This is a genomic window from Chitinophaga sp. 22620 (assembly GCF_052044405.1).
Lineage (GTDB): Bacteria > Bacteroidota > Bacteroidia > Chitinophagales > Chitinophagaceae > Chitinophaga.
In genome coordinates, this window is the sequence record NZ_JBQEMV010000003.1 from 429,333 (window position 1) to 446,548 (window position 17,216).

The following is a 17,216-nucleotide window of genomic DNA, read 5'->3' on the forward strand; positions in this document are numbered from 1 at the left end:
CTATTTGTTAATGATGACCTTTTCATGTTGTATGCTGTATTTAAACGGTGCGATCACCTGCAATAGCTGCAGCGCTTCTTCTATGCTTTCGTTCTTGAATATGCCCGTGAGCTGGTAATCTTTCACTTCTTCGTTTTGGATGATGATGGATACGTTGTAACGCTTTTCCATCATGGCCGCGAGGTCTTCAAACCGTTCGTCGCGGAAAATGAGCTTATTGTCCACCCAGGCGGTTTCCACGATATCGTTCGTTTGTGTGAACGGCACCACGGCGGTCAGTTTCATTTCAGGCGCGGGCTCTTCCGCGGTTGTGTTTTCCGCTTCCGGCGCGGCATTGCGCAGCACCAGCTTTTCGTTCGGCTTCATCCTTATTTTCCGGGAAGGGTCTTTTTTGAGGGACACTTCCAGCGCGCCTTCAATGAGCGTGGTTTCGGTGGTGGCGCCGCCTGCGTAGGCTTTTACGTTAAAGGAAGTGCCGAGGTCCCGTATATCCGCCTCCTGCGTGTGCACTACGAATGCATGCAGGTCGTTGTGTTTTACTTTGAAGAAAGCCTCCCCTTCCAGCGATACTTCGCGGTGTTCGAGACTGAAATTCTTGGGATAGGTAAGCCTGCTGCCCGCGTTCAGCCATATCTCCGTGCCATCGGCCAGCGTGATCTGCGTTTTGGAGCCATGCGGCGCCACGATCTCGTTCATACCCTGCTGCACGAGCGCCAGCCCTGACGGTTTCAGGAAAGTGAGCCCGGCCCAGGTAATAGCCGCCAGGCCCGCTACCACGGCGGCGATGCGTACAAAAGGCCTGTATCTCCTCACTCGCACCGGTTCCGACTCCTCTCCCCGCACGTCTTCCAGCCTGCTGTTCAGGATGGCATTGAGTTTTTCCGGTTCGGCAGGGCCGTCCAGCAACTGTTTGATCTCGTCTATAAATTCATTGGTCACGTTATCCAGGTTGTTCACCGCCTGGATGAGTTCATAGGAATACCAAAGCTCGGGGTCCTGCGTGAGCAGTTCTTTTAATTCCTGTTCTTCTGCAGGTGTAATGGAGTGGGACAGCTGCCTGCCCATCAATACCCATATCCTGTTGGAATCTTTCATTTGGTTCATAATGGATGCCGGTAAGTGTACCGGTTTCCAATAAGACCGGAAAGCCGTTCCATTCTACTAAGGGGAAACAAAAAAAAGCGAAGATTTTTTTTTGGAGGCGGGAATCCCGCTTTGGGTGAGGATTTGACCGTTGCTGAATTTCAGACTTCTTTGGAAAGCGTACGTTCCTTATTGAATGAGCTCACCGCATTTACCAGCCGCTTCAGGGCAATGGCCAGCTGCACGTCGATGGTGTTAACGGAGATGTTCAGTTTTTCGGAAACGTCTTTGTTGCGCATCCCTTCCAGCCGCACCATTTCGTAGATCTGGCGGCAGCGGGGCGGCAGGGCGTTGATGGCGTTGCGGATGCAGTCGTACAGCTCCATAGATATCACCAGGCTCTCGGGATCGTCTGTGGCCATGTCGCGCAGGGGGATATCGGAAAGCAGGCGCTGCTCGCGTTTCAGGCGGGCCAGCTGATCCAGCGAGGCGTTCCGGACGGCGGTGAAAAGATAAGCGCGGAGATTGCTGATCTGCACGATATTGCCTTTCATCTGCCAGACCTTCAGCAGCACATCGTTCACGATCTCTTCCGCCGGTTCGCGGGCCTTCAGGTAGGCGGCCGAAAAGTCCAGCAGCGTGGCATGGTAATGCCTGTAGAGCAGCTGGTACGCTTCGCTTTCCCTGTTTTCCGCAATAAGATCGGTAAAGGCTTTAGTGAGTGAATCCAACATAAAGTTGATTGGTCTGGTGTGCAATATCCGGAATCAATATTAACTCAATGTGAAATGAAAGTAAACTGTAAGCAGTGAAAACAACGTGGCCGGAAAATACCGGGGATAATTTTGGTGATCAGTTTGCGGAACAAATTTATAGGTTTGACCATGAAAAAAATAAGGATATCCCGCCTGGTTCATGTCACATCAATGTCATTTACCCCACCTCTTCAAAAATTTTCCCAAATTCGAAAATCATTCCCTTTTCGTCGCCGGACCTTTGCCGTCTCTTATTTTACACCATAAGTACGACAACCAATGACCAAAAGGCTACTACTCATTTGCACCTTCCTGTTTTCTGTCACCGCGTTATTTGCGCAGGGCACCGCCTTCGTGAAAGGCACCATCACCACCAGCGACGGTAAACCCGCCGCGAATGTGACGGTAAGGATAGAGCAGACCAAATGGGGCGCAATTACCAACGAAAACGGAGAATACCTCATAAAGAATGTAAAACCGGGCGCCTGGAACCTCAAGGTTTCCGCCGTATCTGTTGCCTCACAGGTGAAGCAGATCAGCGTGGCGGCGGGCGAAACGCAACAGGTCGATTTTGTGCTGAATGCCAATTCCGCCCAGTTGCAGGAAGTGATCATCTCCACCAAATCCCCGACGAAAGAGAACAACATCGTGGCGAAAATGCCGCTGAAGAACCTGGAGAACCCGCAGGTGTACAACACGGTTTCCTCCGAGATCATGAAGCAGCAGAACATCACCACCTACGACGATGCGATGCGCAACATACCCGGCATCACCCGTACCTGGGAATCCACCGGCCGCGCTACAGACGGCGCCACTTATTTCGCGCTGAGGGGCTTTGACGCACAGCCTGCCCTTTCCAACGGCCTTCCCGGCATCGTAAGCGGCAATATGGACCCTGCCAATGTGGAATCCATCGAGGTCATCAAAGGACCATCAGGCACCCTGTTCGGCGGTTCTGTATATAGCTACGGCGGAATGATCAATACCGTGACCAAAAAACCTTATTTCAATTTCGGCGGCGAAGTGGCCTATACTTTCGGCAGCTATGGACTGAACAGGGTTACCGCGGACGTAAACACGCCGCTGAGCAAAACCGAAAAGATCGCGCTGCGCGTGAATGCCGCCTATCACTCTGAAAACCACTTCCAGGACGCAGGCTTTAAGAAGTCATTCTTCATATCCCCCGCATTGACCTATGAAATGAGCGACCGGCTGACCTTTACCCTGATGGCGGAGTTACTGGAAGAAGAAAGGGCCGTTCCTCCGGTATTCTTCCATTCAGACCGCGCCACCCCGCTCGTGTTCAAGAATATGCAGGAACTGGGGCTGAACGACAAATTGTCCTTTACCAGCAACGACCTGACCATCCGTAACCCGCGCTTCAACATACAGGGCCAGATGGTATATAAGCTGTCCGGCCAGTGGACCTCCCAGACCGTGGTATCCCGCGCGAATGTAAGGTCCAACGGTATTTATATGTATATCTGGGATAATGCCGGCGGAGACGAATGGTTCGATCAGACAGTGACGAACCAGGACCAGACCGTAACAACAACGGACATCCAGCAGAACTTTAACGGCGATTTCAAGATCGGCAGCCTGCGTAACAGGGTGTTGGTGGGCCTCGACTTCTACCACCGCAACATTTCAGATAACAGCTCCGGCGGAGGCACTATCCGGAGGGTCACTCCCTGGGGGGATGTGCAGGAAGCGGACCCGGACAACCCGATCTTCCTGACCAAAGAATCGGTAGGCAACCTCATTGCAACCCTTCCCGCAACCCTCGCCCATAATGAGAACAGCTCCTACAGCGCTTACGCCTCCGATGTGCTCAACATCACCCCGGCCCTGAGCGTAATGGCCAGCCTGAGAGCGGATTACTTTTATACCCCCGGCGACGGCAAAGAAGAAACCAAGGGAGATGAATACGACCAGTTCGCCCTGTCGCCCAAGTTTGGCCTGGTATTCCAGCCGGTATTGAACAAGGTGTCAGTTTTTGCGAACTATATGAACGCGTTCATTAACGTATCTCCCAAAAGTGTGCTCAATGGCGGCACTCCCACAGGAGAATTCAAGGCCTTTAAGCCTGAACAGGCCAACCAGTGGGAAGCAGGTGTGAAAACGAACTTATTCTCCGACAAGCTCCAGGCCACCTTTTCTTATTATGACATTAAAGTTTCCGACAGGGTGCTCTACCCTGTTAACGCAACGCCCGTCCAGGGCGGCAAGGTAGGCAGCAAAGGCTTTGAGGTGGAGCTGACTGCCCAGCCGGTACAGGGCCTGAACCTCCTGGCAGGTTACAGCCATAATAAAACCGAGGTGCTGGAAGGCAACGGGGATGATTTCTATGCGGAAGTAGGCCGTGTTATAGGCGGTCAGGGCCCGCAGGACCTTGCCAACCTCTGGGCTACCTACAAGTTCAGCAACGGCTCCCTCCGCAACTTCGGCCTGGGCCTGGGCGGCAACTACGCCAGCGAATACCTGGTGATAGACAACAGCAAGACCGGCCAGTTCTTCCTGCCCAGCTACGCCCTGCTGAACGCAAGCGTTTTCTACAACGCGGATCATTTCCGTTTCACCCTCAACGTGAACAATATCACCAACGAAACCTATTACATCGGCTACTGGTCCGTAAACCCGCAGAGAAGGCGGAATTTCGCCTGCAGCTTTGCCTATAAGTTCTAGGTAATTCCCTCAACTTTTTGCAGAAAAGCCGTATGAACCAGCTGTTTCATACGGCTTTTTTGTATCTTGAATGGGAGAATGCGACATCTTCCGGGGCTAAAAGGCCAGCCGGGCACCTTTAACCATTTTTATTGATCTTGCAATTTATTAATAGCTTTGCCGGCATATGGTAAAAATTACCTTCAGCATTACCGATACACCCACCGCTGATACGGGCCTGGATGCGTTAGCATACCTGGAGGGCGACATGCAGGTTTACCTGCACGATAAATTATTCACCAGCCTGCCCCGCACGCTCCTGCTGGACTTTGCGGGGTTTGCACAACGCTGGCTGGACGATCATTCGGCCCAAACTTCCGCCTACCTTCCCATGAACCGGGAAGAAGCCGTACTCAGCATCGAAAAGGCGCCGGAGGCAGGGCTCTACCGGTTCAGCTCCGCCAGGGCGGAAAAGGGGGATTTCCCGCCGGTGAAAGAAGAAGCCATCGCCGCGGCCTTCGGGGCTTTCCTTGCCGAACTGGAAAAAACGCTCAGGAAATAGGACAAATAACTGTAACGGGCAAACGAACCCGTCAAAATATTGAAAACAAAAGAGGAGTTGACATACAGTCAACTCCTCTTTTTTATGGATAGCTCATTCACATCCTTATTCATCCTTCGCTTCAGCGAGGAAGCTCACCAGGTCGCGGATCTCCTTCTTGGAAAGCACTGCTTTCATATCAGGCATGGAAGAAGGCGAAAAGGTTTTCTTCGCGATGTCCGCATTGGCAATTTCCTTTTCAGGCGCCAGGCCGTCCTTGATCTTCAGGCCGGTTTTGGTTTCTCCTTTCACCACGCCGCTCATTTTTTTACCGTCTTTCAGCTCCAGCGTAACCATGCCAAAGCCCGGCGCCAGCCGGGAGCTCGGCGAAATGATCGATTCGAGTATCTGCTCGCGGGTAAGGCGGTTGGCCACGCCGTTCAGGCGCGGGCCGGCATTGCCGCCGCGGTCGTCGTAAGCATGGCATTTCATGCACTGGGCGTTCTGGTTGCGGTAAAATATCTGCCTGCCCCGCTGCGGGTCGCCCCCCTGGAGGCTGCTGGCGTAAGAAGCCATCACGTCATCGGTGCTCAGTTTGCCGCTGATCTCTTTGTAACGCGCGGCCAGCTGGCCGGAGCCCGTGCTGTCTATGGCCTCACCCAGTTCCAGGTATATATCGGGGCTCAGCTTGCCCGCGGCCATTTTGTCCAGCAGGGCTTCGATGGCCTTCCCGCTGTTGTCCACCGGCAGCTTGCCCAGCGTGACCACAGCGGCCTGCTGCTCTTCCCTGGTGCGCGTGGCAATTACATTGCTGAGCAGGTTCACCATTACATCTTTCGGGATGTCCATTTTCTCCATGAGGTCCAGCCCGGTTACGCGAACGGATTTCTCTTTATCCGCCAGCGCATGCCGGATGCCTTTTTCCACCAGCGGGTCGTTCAATACCACCAGCGCTTTCAGCGAGGCGGATCGCACGGCCGGGTCGCGGTCCGTTTGCAGCGAGGCCAGCAGCGCCGCAGCGGCGGATTTGATGTTGAGCTGCTGTATGGCTTTGGCGGCGCTTAAGCGTACGATGGTGGATCTGTTTTTGAGCAAAGCGGTCAATGCTTCGGCCGATTTACCGGCTACCATGGCAGGATCCCTTTCCACGGGACCACGCAGGCGGCCATCCACCCTGTCCAGCACGGAAGGTTTGGCCCAGACGCTGATCACTTCCACGGCTTCCGCGCGCATAGTGTCAGGGTTCTTATCGTTCAGCGAAAAATCCGTGAGGGCCTGCAGTGCCGCATCATTGCCTACACGCAGGTTGGCGCTGATCACGCGGCGCAGCAGCGCTTCGTTGGTGAATGGCGTAGTATTGAGCAGCCCTGCCAGCGCCGGTAATGCGTCTTTAATGGAAAGATCGTCGTTGATGGCGCGGGCGGTTTCTGTTACCACGAACTCATCCTGGTCCTGCAGGAACGCCGCAATACCCGGATGGTTCATTCTTCTCAAAGCCACTACCGCCGCAATTCTCAGCGCCCTGGAAGGGCTTTTCGATAATGCAACCACCGGTTCTGCCTTGCCGATCCTCGCCAGCGCAAGGCTGCCGGCATGGCGGAGGTATGCGTCCACATCGTTGTTCTGCTCGAGCATGCTGATGATGGGCTGAATGGCAGGCTCATATTGAATTCTGCCCAAAGCTTCGGCGGCAAAGAAACGCGCACGGCTGGCAGTGTCTTTCAGCACAGGTACCAGCGCGGCGCCTGCTTCGCGGTATTTGATGTCGCCCAGCCATTTGGCGGCCTGCGCACGTATTTCGGGATCGCTGTCTTTCAGCGCGGGCAGCAGCGCGGCGGCGTATTGTTTATCTTTTCGCGCCAGCTGGCTGATGCCCCAGATGGCATGCACCCGGCTCAGCTGGTGATCCTTTGATTGCAAGCTTTGTTTCAGTACCTCCGCTCCTTTTTCGCCGCGTTTTACCAGCTCAAACTGGGCTTTCATCCTCACGCGCATATCAGGATTTTTCAGCAATGCGCCCAGGTCGGCTTCTTTACGTTTGCTGAAATCGGCCGCCAGCAATTCCTTCACTTCTTTTCGTATAGCCGAGCCCGCTGCATTCTTGTCGTCCAGCTTCCAGATGCGGCCATATTTATGCGTATCCCAGCCCTCTATCCAATCTGCCACGTATAATGCGCCGTCTGGACCAAAATCAAGCCCAGTGGGCAATACGCCGCCCAGTACTTTTTTGTGGTCGCCCAGCTCGAAGCTTGCGCCCCTGGGATTTAATTTGAAACTATGAATGCCTGAACTGAAGGGGCTTCCCACAAATTCGGCGATAAAGAAAGTGTTCTTATACTCGGGGCTCAGCGCGGTACCGGGATTGTACACCATGCCGGCGGGGCCGCTCACGAAATTGCTGATGCAGGGCGTGATGTAGGCAGCCTGGCCTTCCCAGCGGGGCAGGTACATTTTTTCGTCCATCCATACTTTATAATTATTGTTCAGCGGGTCGCGGTATTTGCCGTACTGCCAGTTGCTGCGCCAGCCAATGTCCGCGCCGTTCACCACGTACACCAGCCGTTCTTTTTCACCGGGATGGTCGCCGTCGTTGTCTTCGCTGATGAGGTTCGCATATTCGTCGAACACGAACTCGTGGGTATTGCGGTTGCCGTAGGCAAATACTTCAAAGTCGCTGCCATCGGGGTTGGAGCGGGCTATTACGCCGCTGTTGGGATGTTCCCACTTTTGCCCGTCAGGCCCGGTGCCGTTAAAACCGATGTCGCCGATCTGCCAGTAGATCCTGCCATCAGGCCCCATTTCAACACCGCTCATGCCATGCCCGCTGAAACCGATGTGAATGCCGTAGCCATGCGAAAGGGAGGTCTTTTCATCGGCAATGCCATCGCCGTTCTTGTCTTTCATTTTCCAGAGATCGGGCGCAATGGCCACGTACAGGTCGTCCCCGTCTGCCAGCACGCCGCCGGCCACATCATCCACTTCATTATTAAAATCATCCACCACCAGCTGCGACTGGTCGGCCACGCCGTCGCCGTTCAGGTCTTCGAGGCGGAAAACATTGTCTTTTTCAACGGCCAGGTCGCGCCAGTCGTGAGAGCTGTCGCCGTTCAGGTCTTCCAGCCATTTGTTGCGGGCGCTGTTTTCGGGAGACAGCTCTTTATGCAGGAAGGCGCGGCGGTCTTCCACCGTTTGCAGGCTGATGGAGGGAATCTCCCAGTCGCGGTGCCCGCGGATATCGAACTCGGAATGGTTCTGGCGGTTGGTGGTGGTATAATACAACCTTCCATGATCGTCTATATCGATCGCGATGGGCGATATCACCAGGGAATCAATACCCCAGAGCTTGAGGGAAAGGCCTTCGGCCAGTTCAGGCTTTACGGTCGCGGTGATAGAATCTGCGAACCGTGCGGTGAAGGCGGAATCCATCAGTTTGATGCGCCTTTCTTCAGCGGTAGGCTGCTTGCAGCCTGGCAGGCATGCTGCCGCTATTGGTAATGAAATAAAGTAGAGAGCATACAGCTTTCTCTGCAACGTGGAGCTTTTAACCATTGTAATTTACTGTTTTGACTTAAGGGCTTTACAATGGGTTAAAGTATAAAGAAATATGTCCAAATGCAAGAAAAACTGTCAAAACCACACTTTATTTATTCAAAGATGCGCTCCTCCAGCACCACGGTCACTTCGTCCCCTTCCGATTTGCCGAGAACCTCGCGCAGCTCCGCTTTTACGGGCAGCTTGTGGGTGCCGTCGCCCAGGGCCATAAAGGAGCTGCGGAAAGGGTGGCCGTCTATGGTGCCGCGCACTTTCACCAGCCCGCAGGTGCCGAAAAATCCCACGGACTCCGGCCAGATGAGATAGGTCCAGCCGCCTTTGTTCGGGCTTTTTAGCAGGCGGGCGGAGAATTGTTTCGGCAGGCGGATAACTTTAGCGGTTTGTGCCATAAAACGTTATTTAGTATCCCTTAAAGTTATACCGTATTATCCGCCCCGAAGGATGGCAAAAACGACTTTCCGGCGGGCGTTTTACGACAAAACTGGCTGCCGTTCCGTTATGCAGGATGTTTAGCTGTTTTCGCAGCCAGCACCGCCAGGTAATGCGCGTTATACATCACGCCCAGCACGTTCCCGAAAGGATCAATTACGGAAGCGGTCACAAAACCTTCTCCCCGCTTGATGATGGGCTCATATTCTTTAGCGCCGTGTGCCAGCAGCTTTTCGAATGCGGCCTGCACATCGTCCACATGCCAGTAGGTGACGGAGCCGCCCGGCCCGGCGGCCATGGCTTTGGGTGCATAAGCGGCGTCTATGATGCCCAGCTCGTGCTGGAAATCGCCGATGCGGAATTCGATATAGCCCGGTACTTCAAAATAAGGTGCGACGCCCAGCAGGTCTGTATACCATTGTTTGGCAGCAGCAAGGTCTGCCGCGTAAAAACTGATGTTCGCCAGGCCGCGTAAGGAAGATGGAGTTGCTTTGGACATATAGTTTGTTTTTTGTTAGGTCAAATGTAAAACGGGGGGTTGACAGCCTTATGTCAGCAGGAATTGGGCCATTTTAAAATTTGAATGAATAAATGCACAAACCGCGCACAGATGGTTGACATGCCTGTTTTTTCACATACTTCCACCCGCCACCACAGCGGGTTTACACTACTGCTGATACGAGATTAGCCCGAAGTACCATAAAAGGGCCAATAGGCGGAAGCCCCGTCAACCTTCACTTTTACACCCCGATCCGCTTCAGCTTTTCCGGGTCCACCACGGAGCTGATCTGCATGATCTTCCCGGTTTGGGGGGAGATATCGAACACTTGGCAGGATATGAGCCGCTCCCCGTCGTAGAACAGGAAAGCGGGCTGGTGATTGATCTCGGTGATCTTAATAGCTGATTGGGTTTGATAGGTATGATATACATAATCCAGCAGCTCCGCCACCTCGGCAAAGCCCGTGCTGATCTTCCTGAACACGTTCACCTTTCCGCCGCCGTCAGCATAGAACGCGATGTCTTCCGCCAGCAGCCCTTCCAGCTTTTGCAGGTTGCGCCCGCGGATGGCGTCGATATAATTTTGCAGCATGGCATTGGTGCGCTCGTTGCGGATGCCCACTTCCGGCGTTTCGCCGGGCTTGAACAGCCTGGTTTTGGCCCTGCTGAGCAGCTTGCGGGAATGTTCTTCCGTAATGCCCAGTATGCCGGCAATTTCATCGTGCGAGTAGTCGAAGCTCTCCTTCAGGATGAACACGGCGCGTTCTTTCGCGTTCAGCTTTTCCAGCAGTACCAGCAGGGAGTACGACAGGATATCTTTCAGGTGCACATTCGCATCCGCAGATTCCGTAGCCACCGGCTCGGGCAGCCATACTTCCGGCTGCACGGCCAGCTTCCGGCGGGTCTTCCTGTTGATGGACAGGTTGATCACGCTCCTGATCAGGTACGCCTTTTCATTTTCTATGCCTTCCCGCGCGTCTGTATAATATTTCGTGAGCACGTCCTGCATCACGTCCTGCGCATCTTCGGCGGAGCCGAGAATATTGTATGCGTAGGGAAAAAGAATGTTCTGGTAGTCTTTCACTGTCTGCTTTTTATCATCGAAGGTTAAAGGTAAGGAACCGAACGGCCCGCCTGTGTTCCAGGATAAGACACATTTTTCATGCCGCGCGTGACAGCCGGCGGGAATATTTTTCCGGATCGCGTAAAACCCGCAGCAGTTGCGGCATTATATTTTTCCCGATTGCGTAAACCCGCCGGTTACAGGCGCCGTAATTTTGCGGCGTTCAAATAAAACATAACATGAAAAGATTATACATCATATTCCCGGTATTCCTGCTGATGGGCATGCCGGCCATAGTGGAGGCTGCCGGCATCAGTCACGCCTGCGCCTACACGCAGAACGGCGTTATAACGGGCAGGATCACCACCAGCGACGGGCAGCCCGCGGAATTCGCGACCGTGCTGCTGAACAACAAAACGGTGGTGCAGGTGGACAAGGCCGGTACCTACAGGATCGGCGAGCTGCCTGCCGGTACGTACACCATTACCGTGCGTTTTGCGGGCCAGCAAACGCAGGCCAGAACCATCACGCTGCAGGACGGGGAAACCGTTACCGCGGATTTCGCGCTGCAGATCAGCGCCAAAGCATTGAACGAAGTCGTGATCGTGGGCGACAAGTATACAGTTACCGCGAAGAAAAGAAGCAATACCGCCTCCAGGTTGCCGCTGGAGTACCTTGAAAACCCGCAGGTGTACAACGTGGTGGATAAGGAACTGATCGCGGAACAGATGGCGCTTACGCTGGAAGAATCTTTCCGCAACATACCCGGCGCGGCCCCTGCCAAAACCGGCGCAGGCATGCCCGCGTTTTTTTCCCGCGGCTTCCTCACCACAGACAACCTCCGCAACGGCATGGCCACCTATCTCCGCACCGGCATCGACCTCGTGTCCGTAGAGCGCGTGGAAACCGTCAAAGGCCCCTCTTCCACCCTGTTTGGCGGCACATTGGTGAGCTACGGCGGATTGGTGAACTACGTTACCAAAAAACCTTACGAAAAATTCGGGGGCGAAGTGAACTTCATGACGGGAAGCTACGAGCTGAACCGGCTGACCGCTGATATCAACGCGCCGGTGAATGCGCAAAAAACGGTGCTGTTCAGGATCAACATGGCGGCGCAGAACAAAAATGACTGGCAGGACCAGGGCCATGGCAGCACGCTGGTGATCGCCCCTTCCTTAACCTACAAGGTAAGCGACCGCCTTACCCTGCGCCTCGACGCCGACATGCAGAACTACAAAGGCACTTCAAACACAGGCTGGGCGGTGAACAGCGGCGTCACGCTCAAATCTTTCGACCAGCTGCCGCTGGAATACAAACGCTCCCTGATCGATAATTCCTTCATCGGCCATCAATATTCCCGCAATGTGTTCGCGCAGGCTGAATATAAGCTCTCTTCAAAATGGACCTCGCAGACCAATTACGCCTGGGCCAACGGTGAATATACGGACCTCCTGTACTTCAACCAGTCCTGGATCAGGAACGACTCCATCCAGCGCGCCCTGGGCGTGTTCTCCCCGGACAAGGTGGGCCGCAGGCACATCCAGCAGAACTTCACCGGCGAGTTCAACACAGGCTCCTTGCGCCACCGGCTGCTGATCGGCGCGGACTTCATGAGCCAGTACCGCAACTACAAATACGCCAGCCTGATCCTGGACACCGTGAACGTTTTATCCGCCACTATCCGGGATGTGAAGGTCCAGAAGGCCGAAGAGATGCTGGCCAGGCTCAGCACCCCGCCCATCATGAGCAGGCAGAATGCGTACGGCGCCTATTTCTCCGATGTCATCAACATCACCGGCAACCTGCTCGTCATGGCCAGCCTGCGCCTGGATTATTTTGAGAACAAAGGCACCACCAATAATCTTTCCAGGGCCACCACCGGCGCGTTCGACCAGCTGGCGCTCTCACCGAAATTCGGGATCGTGTACCAGCCGGTGAAAGAGAAAATAGCCTTGTTTGCCAACTACATGAACGGCTTCAAGAACGAGGGCGACGTGCTGCAGCCCGATGGCACAACGATCTCCCTTAAACCCCAGCAGGCGGAGCAGATAGAAGGCGGCGTAAAGCTGGACCTGCTGAATAACAAGCTGAGCGCCACCATCAGCTACTACGATATCTCGGTTTCCCGGATCAGGCGCACGCAGGAGATCAATGGCCAGAACTTCATCGTGCAGGACGGCACACAGGAAAGCAAGGGCGTGGAAGCGGAAGTGATCGGCAATCCTTTCCCCGGTTTCAACTTCGTAGCCGGGTACGGTTACAACAAGAACAAATACACCAAATCCAATAAGGACGTGCTCGGGAAAAGGGTCATCGGCACGCCCGAGCACGTGGGCAATGTATGGCTGAGCTACAGCCTGCTGAACGGCAGCCTGAAAGGCCTGGGCATCGGCGCCGGGGTCATGTATGTGTCCGACGCGTTCTACAACGCCACCAACACCTTCTCCATGCCGGCATATACCGTGGTGGACGCCACGCTGTACTACAACCAGCCAAGGTTCCGCCTGAGCGTGAAAGCCAGCAATATCACCAACGAGCATTACTGGATCAGCGACGGGTTCTACTCACGGCCGCAGCCGCCGGTGAACTTCCTGGCGGGTATCGCTTACAAGTTTTAAAACACATCAGGCCGCCCCTCACCCGGGACGGCCTGATGCTTTTGCAGCGCTTCTACCACTGTGCATTTACCTTGTAAGTGCCCGGCGTGGTCCTGAAAGCCTTGTTCAGCCTGTTCCAGCTGTTGATGGTGGCTATCTGTAATGCGAGATAGGCGATCTCGTCCTTGCTGAAATGCCGGGTAAGCTCATCATAAATTTCATCGCTGGTATCGCAGCGGATAGTGAGGGCTTCGGCAAATTCGAGGGCCGCTCTTTCAGCGGGTGTGTAATACGGCGTTTCGCGCCAGGCATTAAGGCCGTGGAGGCGCTGTTCGGTTTCTCCGTGATGAATGGCGTCTTTATGATGCATATCCAGGCAAAACGCGCAGCCATTGATCTGCGATACGCGGCATTTGATCAGTTCCTGCAGCTTTATGTCGAGGGAGGAGTTTTTCACGGGAGCGTCCACTTTCATCAATCCTTCCAGCATGCCTTTGGGTACTTCAAAAAAAGAAATTCTCTGTTTCATTTTGATGTGTTTTTAAAGATTACACATACAAGACCCATTAAAAATGCCGCGCGTGACAGAAAGCGCTTTTTTTTCAAAAAAAGCCTGCAACCGCAGTTCATGCCCTTCATTCCACAACCCGGCGGATTTTCCTGTGCAGGCAGCCTCCCTCCCGCCATCTTTGCCGGAAATATTTAATGATGCTGATACTAATGATAGTATTCGCGCTGCGGCGGGTGCTGGCAGCGAAACAGAAGAGTGTGCGGAGAACGGCTTAAAGCTGAGCGCTGTTACCGGCCACCTGGTATTATTTGATCTTTTTGAAATGCTCTTCGCGGTCGGTACGGAGCACAAATCCCTCTTTTCCGAACTCTACGTCCGCCGGCGCATTCTCCGCCCAGAAAAAGAGGTCAGGACTGGCAGGTTTTAATGGAGTGGTATGCTGCCCGGCTTTTGCGAGCAGACCGCCGTTCACAATGCTTATCACCACGGTGTCTTTCCTGTCGTTCACATACCTGCCGGTACGCAGGGCCAGTTGTTTTTCGCCCAGTTCAATAGCTTTGTATTTGTGGCGGCGCTGGGAAAGCAGCCAGGTATAAAGACTGTCGTTGTCATAAGTTTCCGTCCAGCTGTCGTGCGTGGCCTCGGGATATATGGTGAATTTCACCTGCTTATTTAAAGGCTTCAGCGCATCGATCATTCTCTGGCTGGCTGTAAGCGGCACCACGTTGTCTTTAGCGCCGTGAAAGCACCAAACCGGCATGTAGCGCAGCTTCCAGGCTTCAGAAGCGTCGCCGCCGCCGCAGATGGGCGCAATAGCGGCAAAAAATTCAGGATGTTTTTCAGCCAGCGACCAGGTGCCGAAGCCGCCCATACTCAGGCCGGTGAGGTAAACCCGGTCGTCGTCCACCCGGTATTTCTTTTTAATATCGAGCAGCATGCGGAACAGCTGCTCGGGGTCCCAGCCAAAACCGCTGGATTGAGGGCTCACCACGATGAACGGGAATTTTTTGCCGGCTTCCACCAGCTTGGGCAGGCCGTGCTTTTTTACCTTTTCCAGGTCGCTGCCGCTTTCGCCGGAACCGTGGAGGAACATTACCAGCGGCCATTTCCGCGAGGTGTCTGATTCATATCCTTCCGGCAGCGCCAGCAGGTAGTGGATGTCTATGGTAAATTTCCCGGGCGTTTGCTGCGCGCGGGCCTGTATGAGGTTGAGCAGGATGAGGGCAAGGAACAGGGTCTTTTTCATGACACTGAATTTACTAAAATAAATTCATCAGCCCTGCTTTCTTACATATTTGGTGAGGATCACGATAAGCTGCCCTTCTATCTTTCCCTCGATCTGCTCCGTATTGTCCGGCACCAGGCGGATGTTCTTCACCACGGTACCCATTTTGGCGTTGAGGGAAGTTCCTTTCACGTCCAGCGACTTAGTAAGCACCACGGTGTCTTCATTGCGCAGCACGTTGCCGTTGCTGTCGCGGTGCAGGTCTACGGCGCCGTCGCTGTCCTGGTCGCCGGCAGCTTTGGCCCAGGCAAGGGTTTCATCGTCCAGGTACATCATATCCAGGTTTTCCTGCGCCCAGCTCTCGTTCCTGAGGCGGCTCAGCATGCGCCAGGCCATTACCTGCACTGCGGGCACTTCGCTCCACATGGCGGTGCTGATGTGCTGCTGCCAGTGAGCCGCATCCAGGTCTTCCCGTTTCTCCGCCTGTGCCAGGCATTTGCCGCAAAGGTAAACGGCATCGTCTTTCACGGCAGCCGGCGTTTGCGGCAGCACGTACACTTTCAGCCCGCTGGCGGAGCCACAGAGCTCGCACTGGTTGCCGCTCCTGTTCTTCAGTTCTGTTTCCTGTATCATATGATCTTTTCGGCCGCGAAATTAATATATTTAATTGGCGCTTAGTTTAATCAATAAAAAATTTAAAATAAGCCGACGTTGCCCAGCAAAGGTCATTGCCGGGAGCAAACCCTCATTGCGGCTGGTAAAATTTCTGCCTGCGGCCCAGCCTTTGCATGGCTTTGGCAAGCCTGCCCACACGCGTCTCTTCACGTTTGGCCCCATACACCCAGCTGATGTAATACCGCTGCTCGGTTTCGGAGAGTGATTGGAAAAACGCATTCGCTTCAGGATCGTATTCCAGGCATTCCTGCATTTCATGGGGAATGATAAGCGGATCGTTGTCGATGTAAAGAACGATACGCACGCGGTCTCCCGCTTTTTTCCATATCTTCTTTCTTATTTCAGCTTTTACGGGGAGGAACAGCTCGCCGTTGCCAAGCGGCATCAGGTGCGCTTTGGCGATGGGAAAGCCGTCTATGCTGCCTTTCACTTTCAGCTGGCCGAAGGGGATGTTTGCAGCCGGCTTGATGCCGGGCATGCGGGCGAAGGTCCAGCCGCCTTTGCCGGGGAAACGTTCGAGGAGGTATTCTTTATCCGTCAATGGTTCCATGGCGGCAAATATACTTTATTCCGCCAGGCGGATCATACATTGCACGTCTTTGTCGCTGAAGTACCATTCCACGCAATAACCCTGCGGGTCCAGGTCGTCGCGCTGCAGCAGCTGCTCAAAAGTGCGGCGGATGTTTTGCAGGTCGTCCATGTAATTGTGCACCACCACGGATGCATAAGCGCCTTTCTTCAGCACCAGCGATTCCAGCCCGAGATGCTCCAGCTCTCCCGGCTCCTGTTCTGTAGCAGCAGCACGGTACACGATGCCTTTGCCGTTTTCAGGCCGCGAAATACCGAGATATTTCCGGTCGGAAGAATACGGCACCAGCCCATGCAGCTTTTCATGCGCGGCATTCACGCCTTCAGGGAAAGAAGAAGCGGTTACATAAAAGGCTTTTATGTCCTTGTCGAAAGTCCAGGTTTCCATTGCATGTATGTTTCGTGTAAAAATAAGATCGCCGGGAAATAGATGCAGTAAAACATCAAATCCCCGGCAATTTACCGGGGATCTTTTTATGCTGGCAACATCCGTTGTATTATTTGCCAAATGCAGCGCGCAGTTTGTTGAGATCGAGCTTTTTAGAGCTCAGCACTTCTTTCGTTACGCGGGCCGCGGCTTCCTTGTCGTCAGACAACATCATTTCGGTCAGCTCCACAGGTACTACCTGCCAGGAAACGCCGAACTTGTCCTTCAGCCAGCCGCACATCTGCGATTCAGCGGGGCCGCCCTGGGTGAGCTTGTCCCAGTAATAATCCACTTCTTCCTGGCTATCGCAGTTAACTATGAAAGAAATAGCTTCGTTGAACTGGAAATAAGGCCCGCCGTTCAGCGCGAGGAACTCCTGCCCTTCCAGGTAAAATTCCTGGGTCATGAGCGTGCCCGCGGGGATCTTATGTATTTCAAAACCTTCCTCGCCGTAATAGGTGGAACGGCCTTTTTTGCTGTTCTTGAAAATACCGAGATAGTAATCGATCGCTTCTTCCGCATTCAGGGTGAACCAGAGATTGGGTGTGATTTTTTGGGTGCTTATTCTCTTTTCCATGATGAAAGGTTTTTTATGTGTGGTTTGTTG

At 53.9% G+C, this 17,216-nt stretch carries 15 protein-coding genes; 3 read left to right on the top strand and 12 right to left on the bottom strand.

Annotation, left to right across the window (positions count from 1 at the left end; all coding sequences use genetic code 11):
• Complete coding sequence (locus tag ACTJIK_RS17130) at window positions 1–1,104, bottom strand: FecR family protein (protein WP_440648279.1); 1,104 nt, start codon at window positions 1,102–1,104, stop codon at window positions 1–3.
• A gap of 140 nt (window positions 1,105–1,244) precedes the next feature.
• A complete protein-coding gene (locus tag ACTJIK_RS17135; RefSeq protein ID WP_440648281.1) occupies window positions 1,245–1,817 on the bottom strand; it encodes an RNA polymerase sigma-70 factor in 573 nt (190 codons plus the stop codon).
• A 300-nt stretch (window positions 1,818–2,117) separates the two neighbouring features.
• Here ACTJIK_RS17135 and ACTJIK_RS17140 point away from each other — a divergent pair, with 300 nt between their 5' ends.
• Entirely contained in the window at window positions 2,118–4,523 is a 2,406-nt protein-coding gene (locus tag ACTJIK_RS17140; RefSeq protein ID WP_440648283.1) for a TonB-dependent siderophore receptor, read from the top strand.
• Window positions 4,524–4,689: 166 nt separating this feature from the next.
• The gene (locus ACTJIK_RS17145) at window positions 4,690–5,064 is read left to right on the top strand and encodes a DUF7878 domain-containing protein (protein ID WP_440648285.1); all 375 of its coding nucleotides are present in this window, start codon (window positions 4,690–4,692) and stop codon (window positions 5,062–5,064) included.
• A gap of 105 nt (window positions 5,065–5,169) precedes the next feature.
• Here the strand turns inward: ACTJIK_RS17145 and ACTJIK_RS17150 are convergent, their stop codons facing one another.
• From ACTJIK_RS17150 to ACTJIK_RS17165, 4 genes are all read right to left on the bottom strand, one after another.
• Window positions 5,170–8,592, bottom strand: coding sequence for a HEAT repeat domain-containing protein (locus ACTJIK_RS17150; protein ID WP_440648287.1), 3,423 nt, complete (start codon window positions 8,590–8,592; stop codon window positions 5,170–5,172).
• A 95-nt stretch (window positions 8,593–8,687) separates the two neighbouring features.
• Window positions 8,688–8,984 carry a DUF1905 domain-containing protein gene (locus ACTJIK_RS17155; protein WP_440648289.1) on the bottom strand — a complete coding sequence of 99 codons (297 nt, stop codon included), beginning with the start codon at window positions 8,982–8,984 and terminating at the stop codon, window positions 8,688–8,690.
• Between the two features lie 107 nt (window positions 8,985–9,091).
• The gene (locus tag ACTJIK_RS17160) at window positions 9,092–9,523 is read right to left on the bottom strand and encodes a VOC family protein (protein WP_440648291.1); all 432 of its coding nucleotides are present in this window, start codon (window positions 9,521–9,523) and stop codon (window positions 9,092–9,094) included.
• 241 nt (window positions 9,524–9,764) lie between these two features.
• On the bottom strand, window positions 9,765–10,607 hold the full coding sequence (locus ACTJIK_RS17165) for a sigma-70 family RNA polymerase sigma factor (protein WP_440648293.1): 843 nt from the start codon (window positions 10,605–10,607) through the stop codon (window positions 9,765–9,767).
• Window positions 10,608–10,825: 218 nt separating this feature from the next.
• On the opposite strand from ACTJIK_RS17165, the gene ACTJIK_RS17170 reads away from it, so the two are divergent.
• Window positions 10,826–13,204 carry a TonB-dependent siderophore receptor gene (locus ACTJIK_RS17170; protein WP_440648295.1) on the top strand — a complete coding sequence of 793 codons (2,379 nt, stop codon included), beginning with the start codon at window positions 10,826–10,828 and terminating at the stop codon, window positions 13,202–13,204.
• Between the two features lie 52 nt (window positions 13,205–13,256).
• Here the strand turns inward: ACTJIK_RS17170 and ACTJIK_RS17175 are convergent, their stop codons facing one another.
• The 6 genes from ACTJIK_RS17175 to ACTJIK_RS17200 all read right to left on the bottom strand — a co-directional run bounded on the left by ACTJIK_RS17175 (window position 13,257) and on the right by ACTJIK_RS17200 (window position 17,186).
• Window positions 13,257–13,712: a carboxymuconolactone decarboxylase family protein gene (locus ACTJIK_RS17175; RefSeq protein WP_440648297.1), complete on the bottom strand. Its 456-nt coding sequence runs from the start codon at window positions 13,710–13,712 to the stop codon at window positions 13,257–13,259.
• Between the two features lie 286 nt (window positions 13,713–13,998).
• Window positions 13,999–14,940 carry a prolyl oligopeptidase family serine peptidase gene (locus ACTJIK_RS17180; protein WP_440648299.1) on the bottom strand — a complete coding sequence of 314 codons (942 nt, stop codon included), beginning with the start codon at window positions 14,938–14,940 and terminating at the stop codon, window positions 13,999–14,001.
• A gap of 27 nt (window positions 14,941–14,967) precedes the next feature.
• Window positions 14,968–15,552, bottom strand: coding sequence for a PhnA domain-containing protein (locus ACTJIK_RS17185; protein WP_440648301.1), 585 nt, complete (start codon window positions 15,550–15,552; stop codon window positions 14,968–14,970).
• Window positions 15,553–15,664: 112 nt separating this feature from the next.
• Window positions 15,665–16,144: a YdeI/OmpD-associated family protein gene (locus tag ACTJIK_RS17190; protein WP_440648303.1), complete on the bottom strand. Its 480-nt coding sequence runs from the start codon at window positions 16,142–16,144 to the stop codon at window positions 15,665–15,667.
• Between the two features lie 15 nt (window positions 16,145–16,159).
• Entirely contained in the window at window positions 16,160–16,570 is a 411-nt protein-coding gene (locus ACTJIK_RS17195; RefSeq protein WP_440648305.1) for a hypothetical protein, read from the bottom strand.
• Between the two features lie 109 nt (window positions 16,571–16,679).
• Complete coding sequence (locus ACTJIK_RS17200; protein ID WP_440648307.1) at window positions 16,680–17,186, bottom strand: VOC family protein; 507 nt, start codon at window positions 17,184–17,186, stop codon at window positions 16,680–16,682.
• Between the last annotated feature and the right edge of the window lie 30 nt (window positions 17,187–17,216).

Coding starts and splice junctions, on each gene's coding strand:
- ACTJIK_RS17130 (WP_440648279.1), bottom strand. CDS start 1,104: ATGAACCAAATGAAAGATTCCAACAGGATATGGGTATTGATGGGCAGG.
- ACTJIK_RS17135 (WP_440648281.1), bottom strand. CDS start 1,817: ATGTTGGATTCACTCACTAAAGCCTTTACCGATCTTATTGCGGAAAAC.
- ACTJIK_RS17140 (WP_440648283.1), top strand. CDS start 2,118: ATGACCAAAAGGCTACTACTCATTTGCACCTTCCTGTTTTCTGTCACC.
- ACTJIK_RS17145 (WP_440648285.1), top strand. CDS start 4,690: ATGGTAAAAATTACCTTCAGCATTACCGATACACCCACCGCTGATACG.
- ACTJIK_RS17150 (WP_440648287.1), bottom strand. CDS start 8,592: ATGGTTAAAAGCTCCACGTTGCAGAGAAAGCTGTATGCTCTCTACTTT.
- ACTJIK_RS17155 (WP_440648289.1), bottom strand. CDS start 8,984: ATGGCACAAACCGCTAAAGTTATCCGCCTGCCGAAACAATTCTCCGCC.
- ACTJIK_RS17160 (WP_440648291.1), bottom strand. CDS start 9,523: ATGTCCAAAGCAACTCCATCTTCCTTACGCGGCCTGGCGAACATCAGT.
- ACTJIK_RS17170 (WP_440648295.1), top strand. CDS start 10,826: ATGAAAAGATTATACATCATATTCCCGGTATTCCTGCTGATGGGCATG.
- ACTJIK_RS17175 (WP_440648297.1), bottom strand. CDS start 13,712: ATGAAACAGAGAATTTCTTTTTTTGAAGTACCCAAAGGCATGCTGGAA.
- ACTJIK_RS17180 (WP_440648299.1), bottom strand. CDS start 14,940: ATGAAAAAGACCCTGTTCCTTGCCCTCATCCTGCTCAACCTCATACAG.
- ACTJIK_RS17185 (WP_440648301.1), bottom strand. CDS start 15,552: ATGATACAGGAAACAGAACTGAAGAACAGGAGCGGCAACCAGTGCGAG.
- ACTJIK_RS17190 (WP_440648303.1), bottom strand. CDS start 16,144: ATGGAACCATTGACGGATAAAGAATACCTCCTCGAACGTTTCCCCGGC.
- ACTJIK_RS17195 (WP_440648305.1), bottom strand. CDS start 16,570: ATGGAAACCTGGACTTTCGACAAGGACATAAAAGCCTTTTATGTAACC.
- ACTJIK_RS17200 (WP_440648307.1), bottom strand. CDS start 17,186: ATGGAAAAGAGAATAAGCACCCAAAAAATCACACCCAATCTCTGGTTC.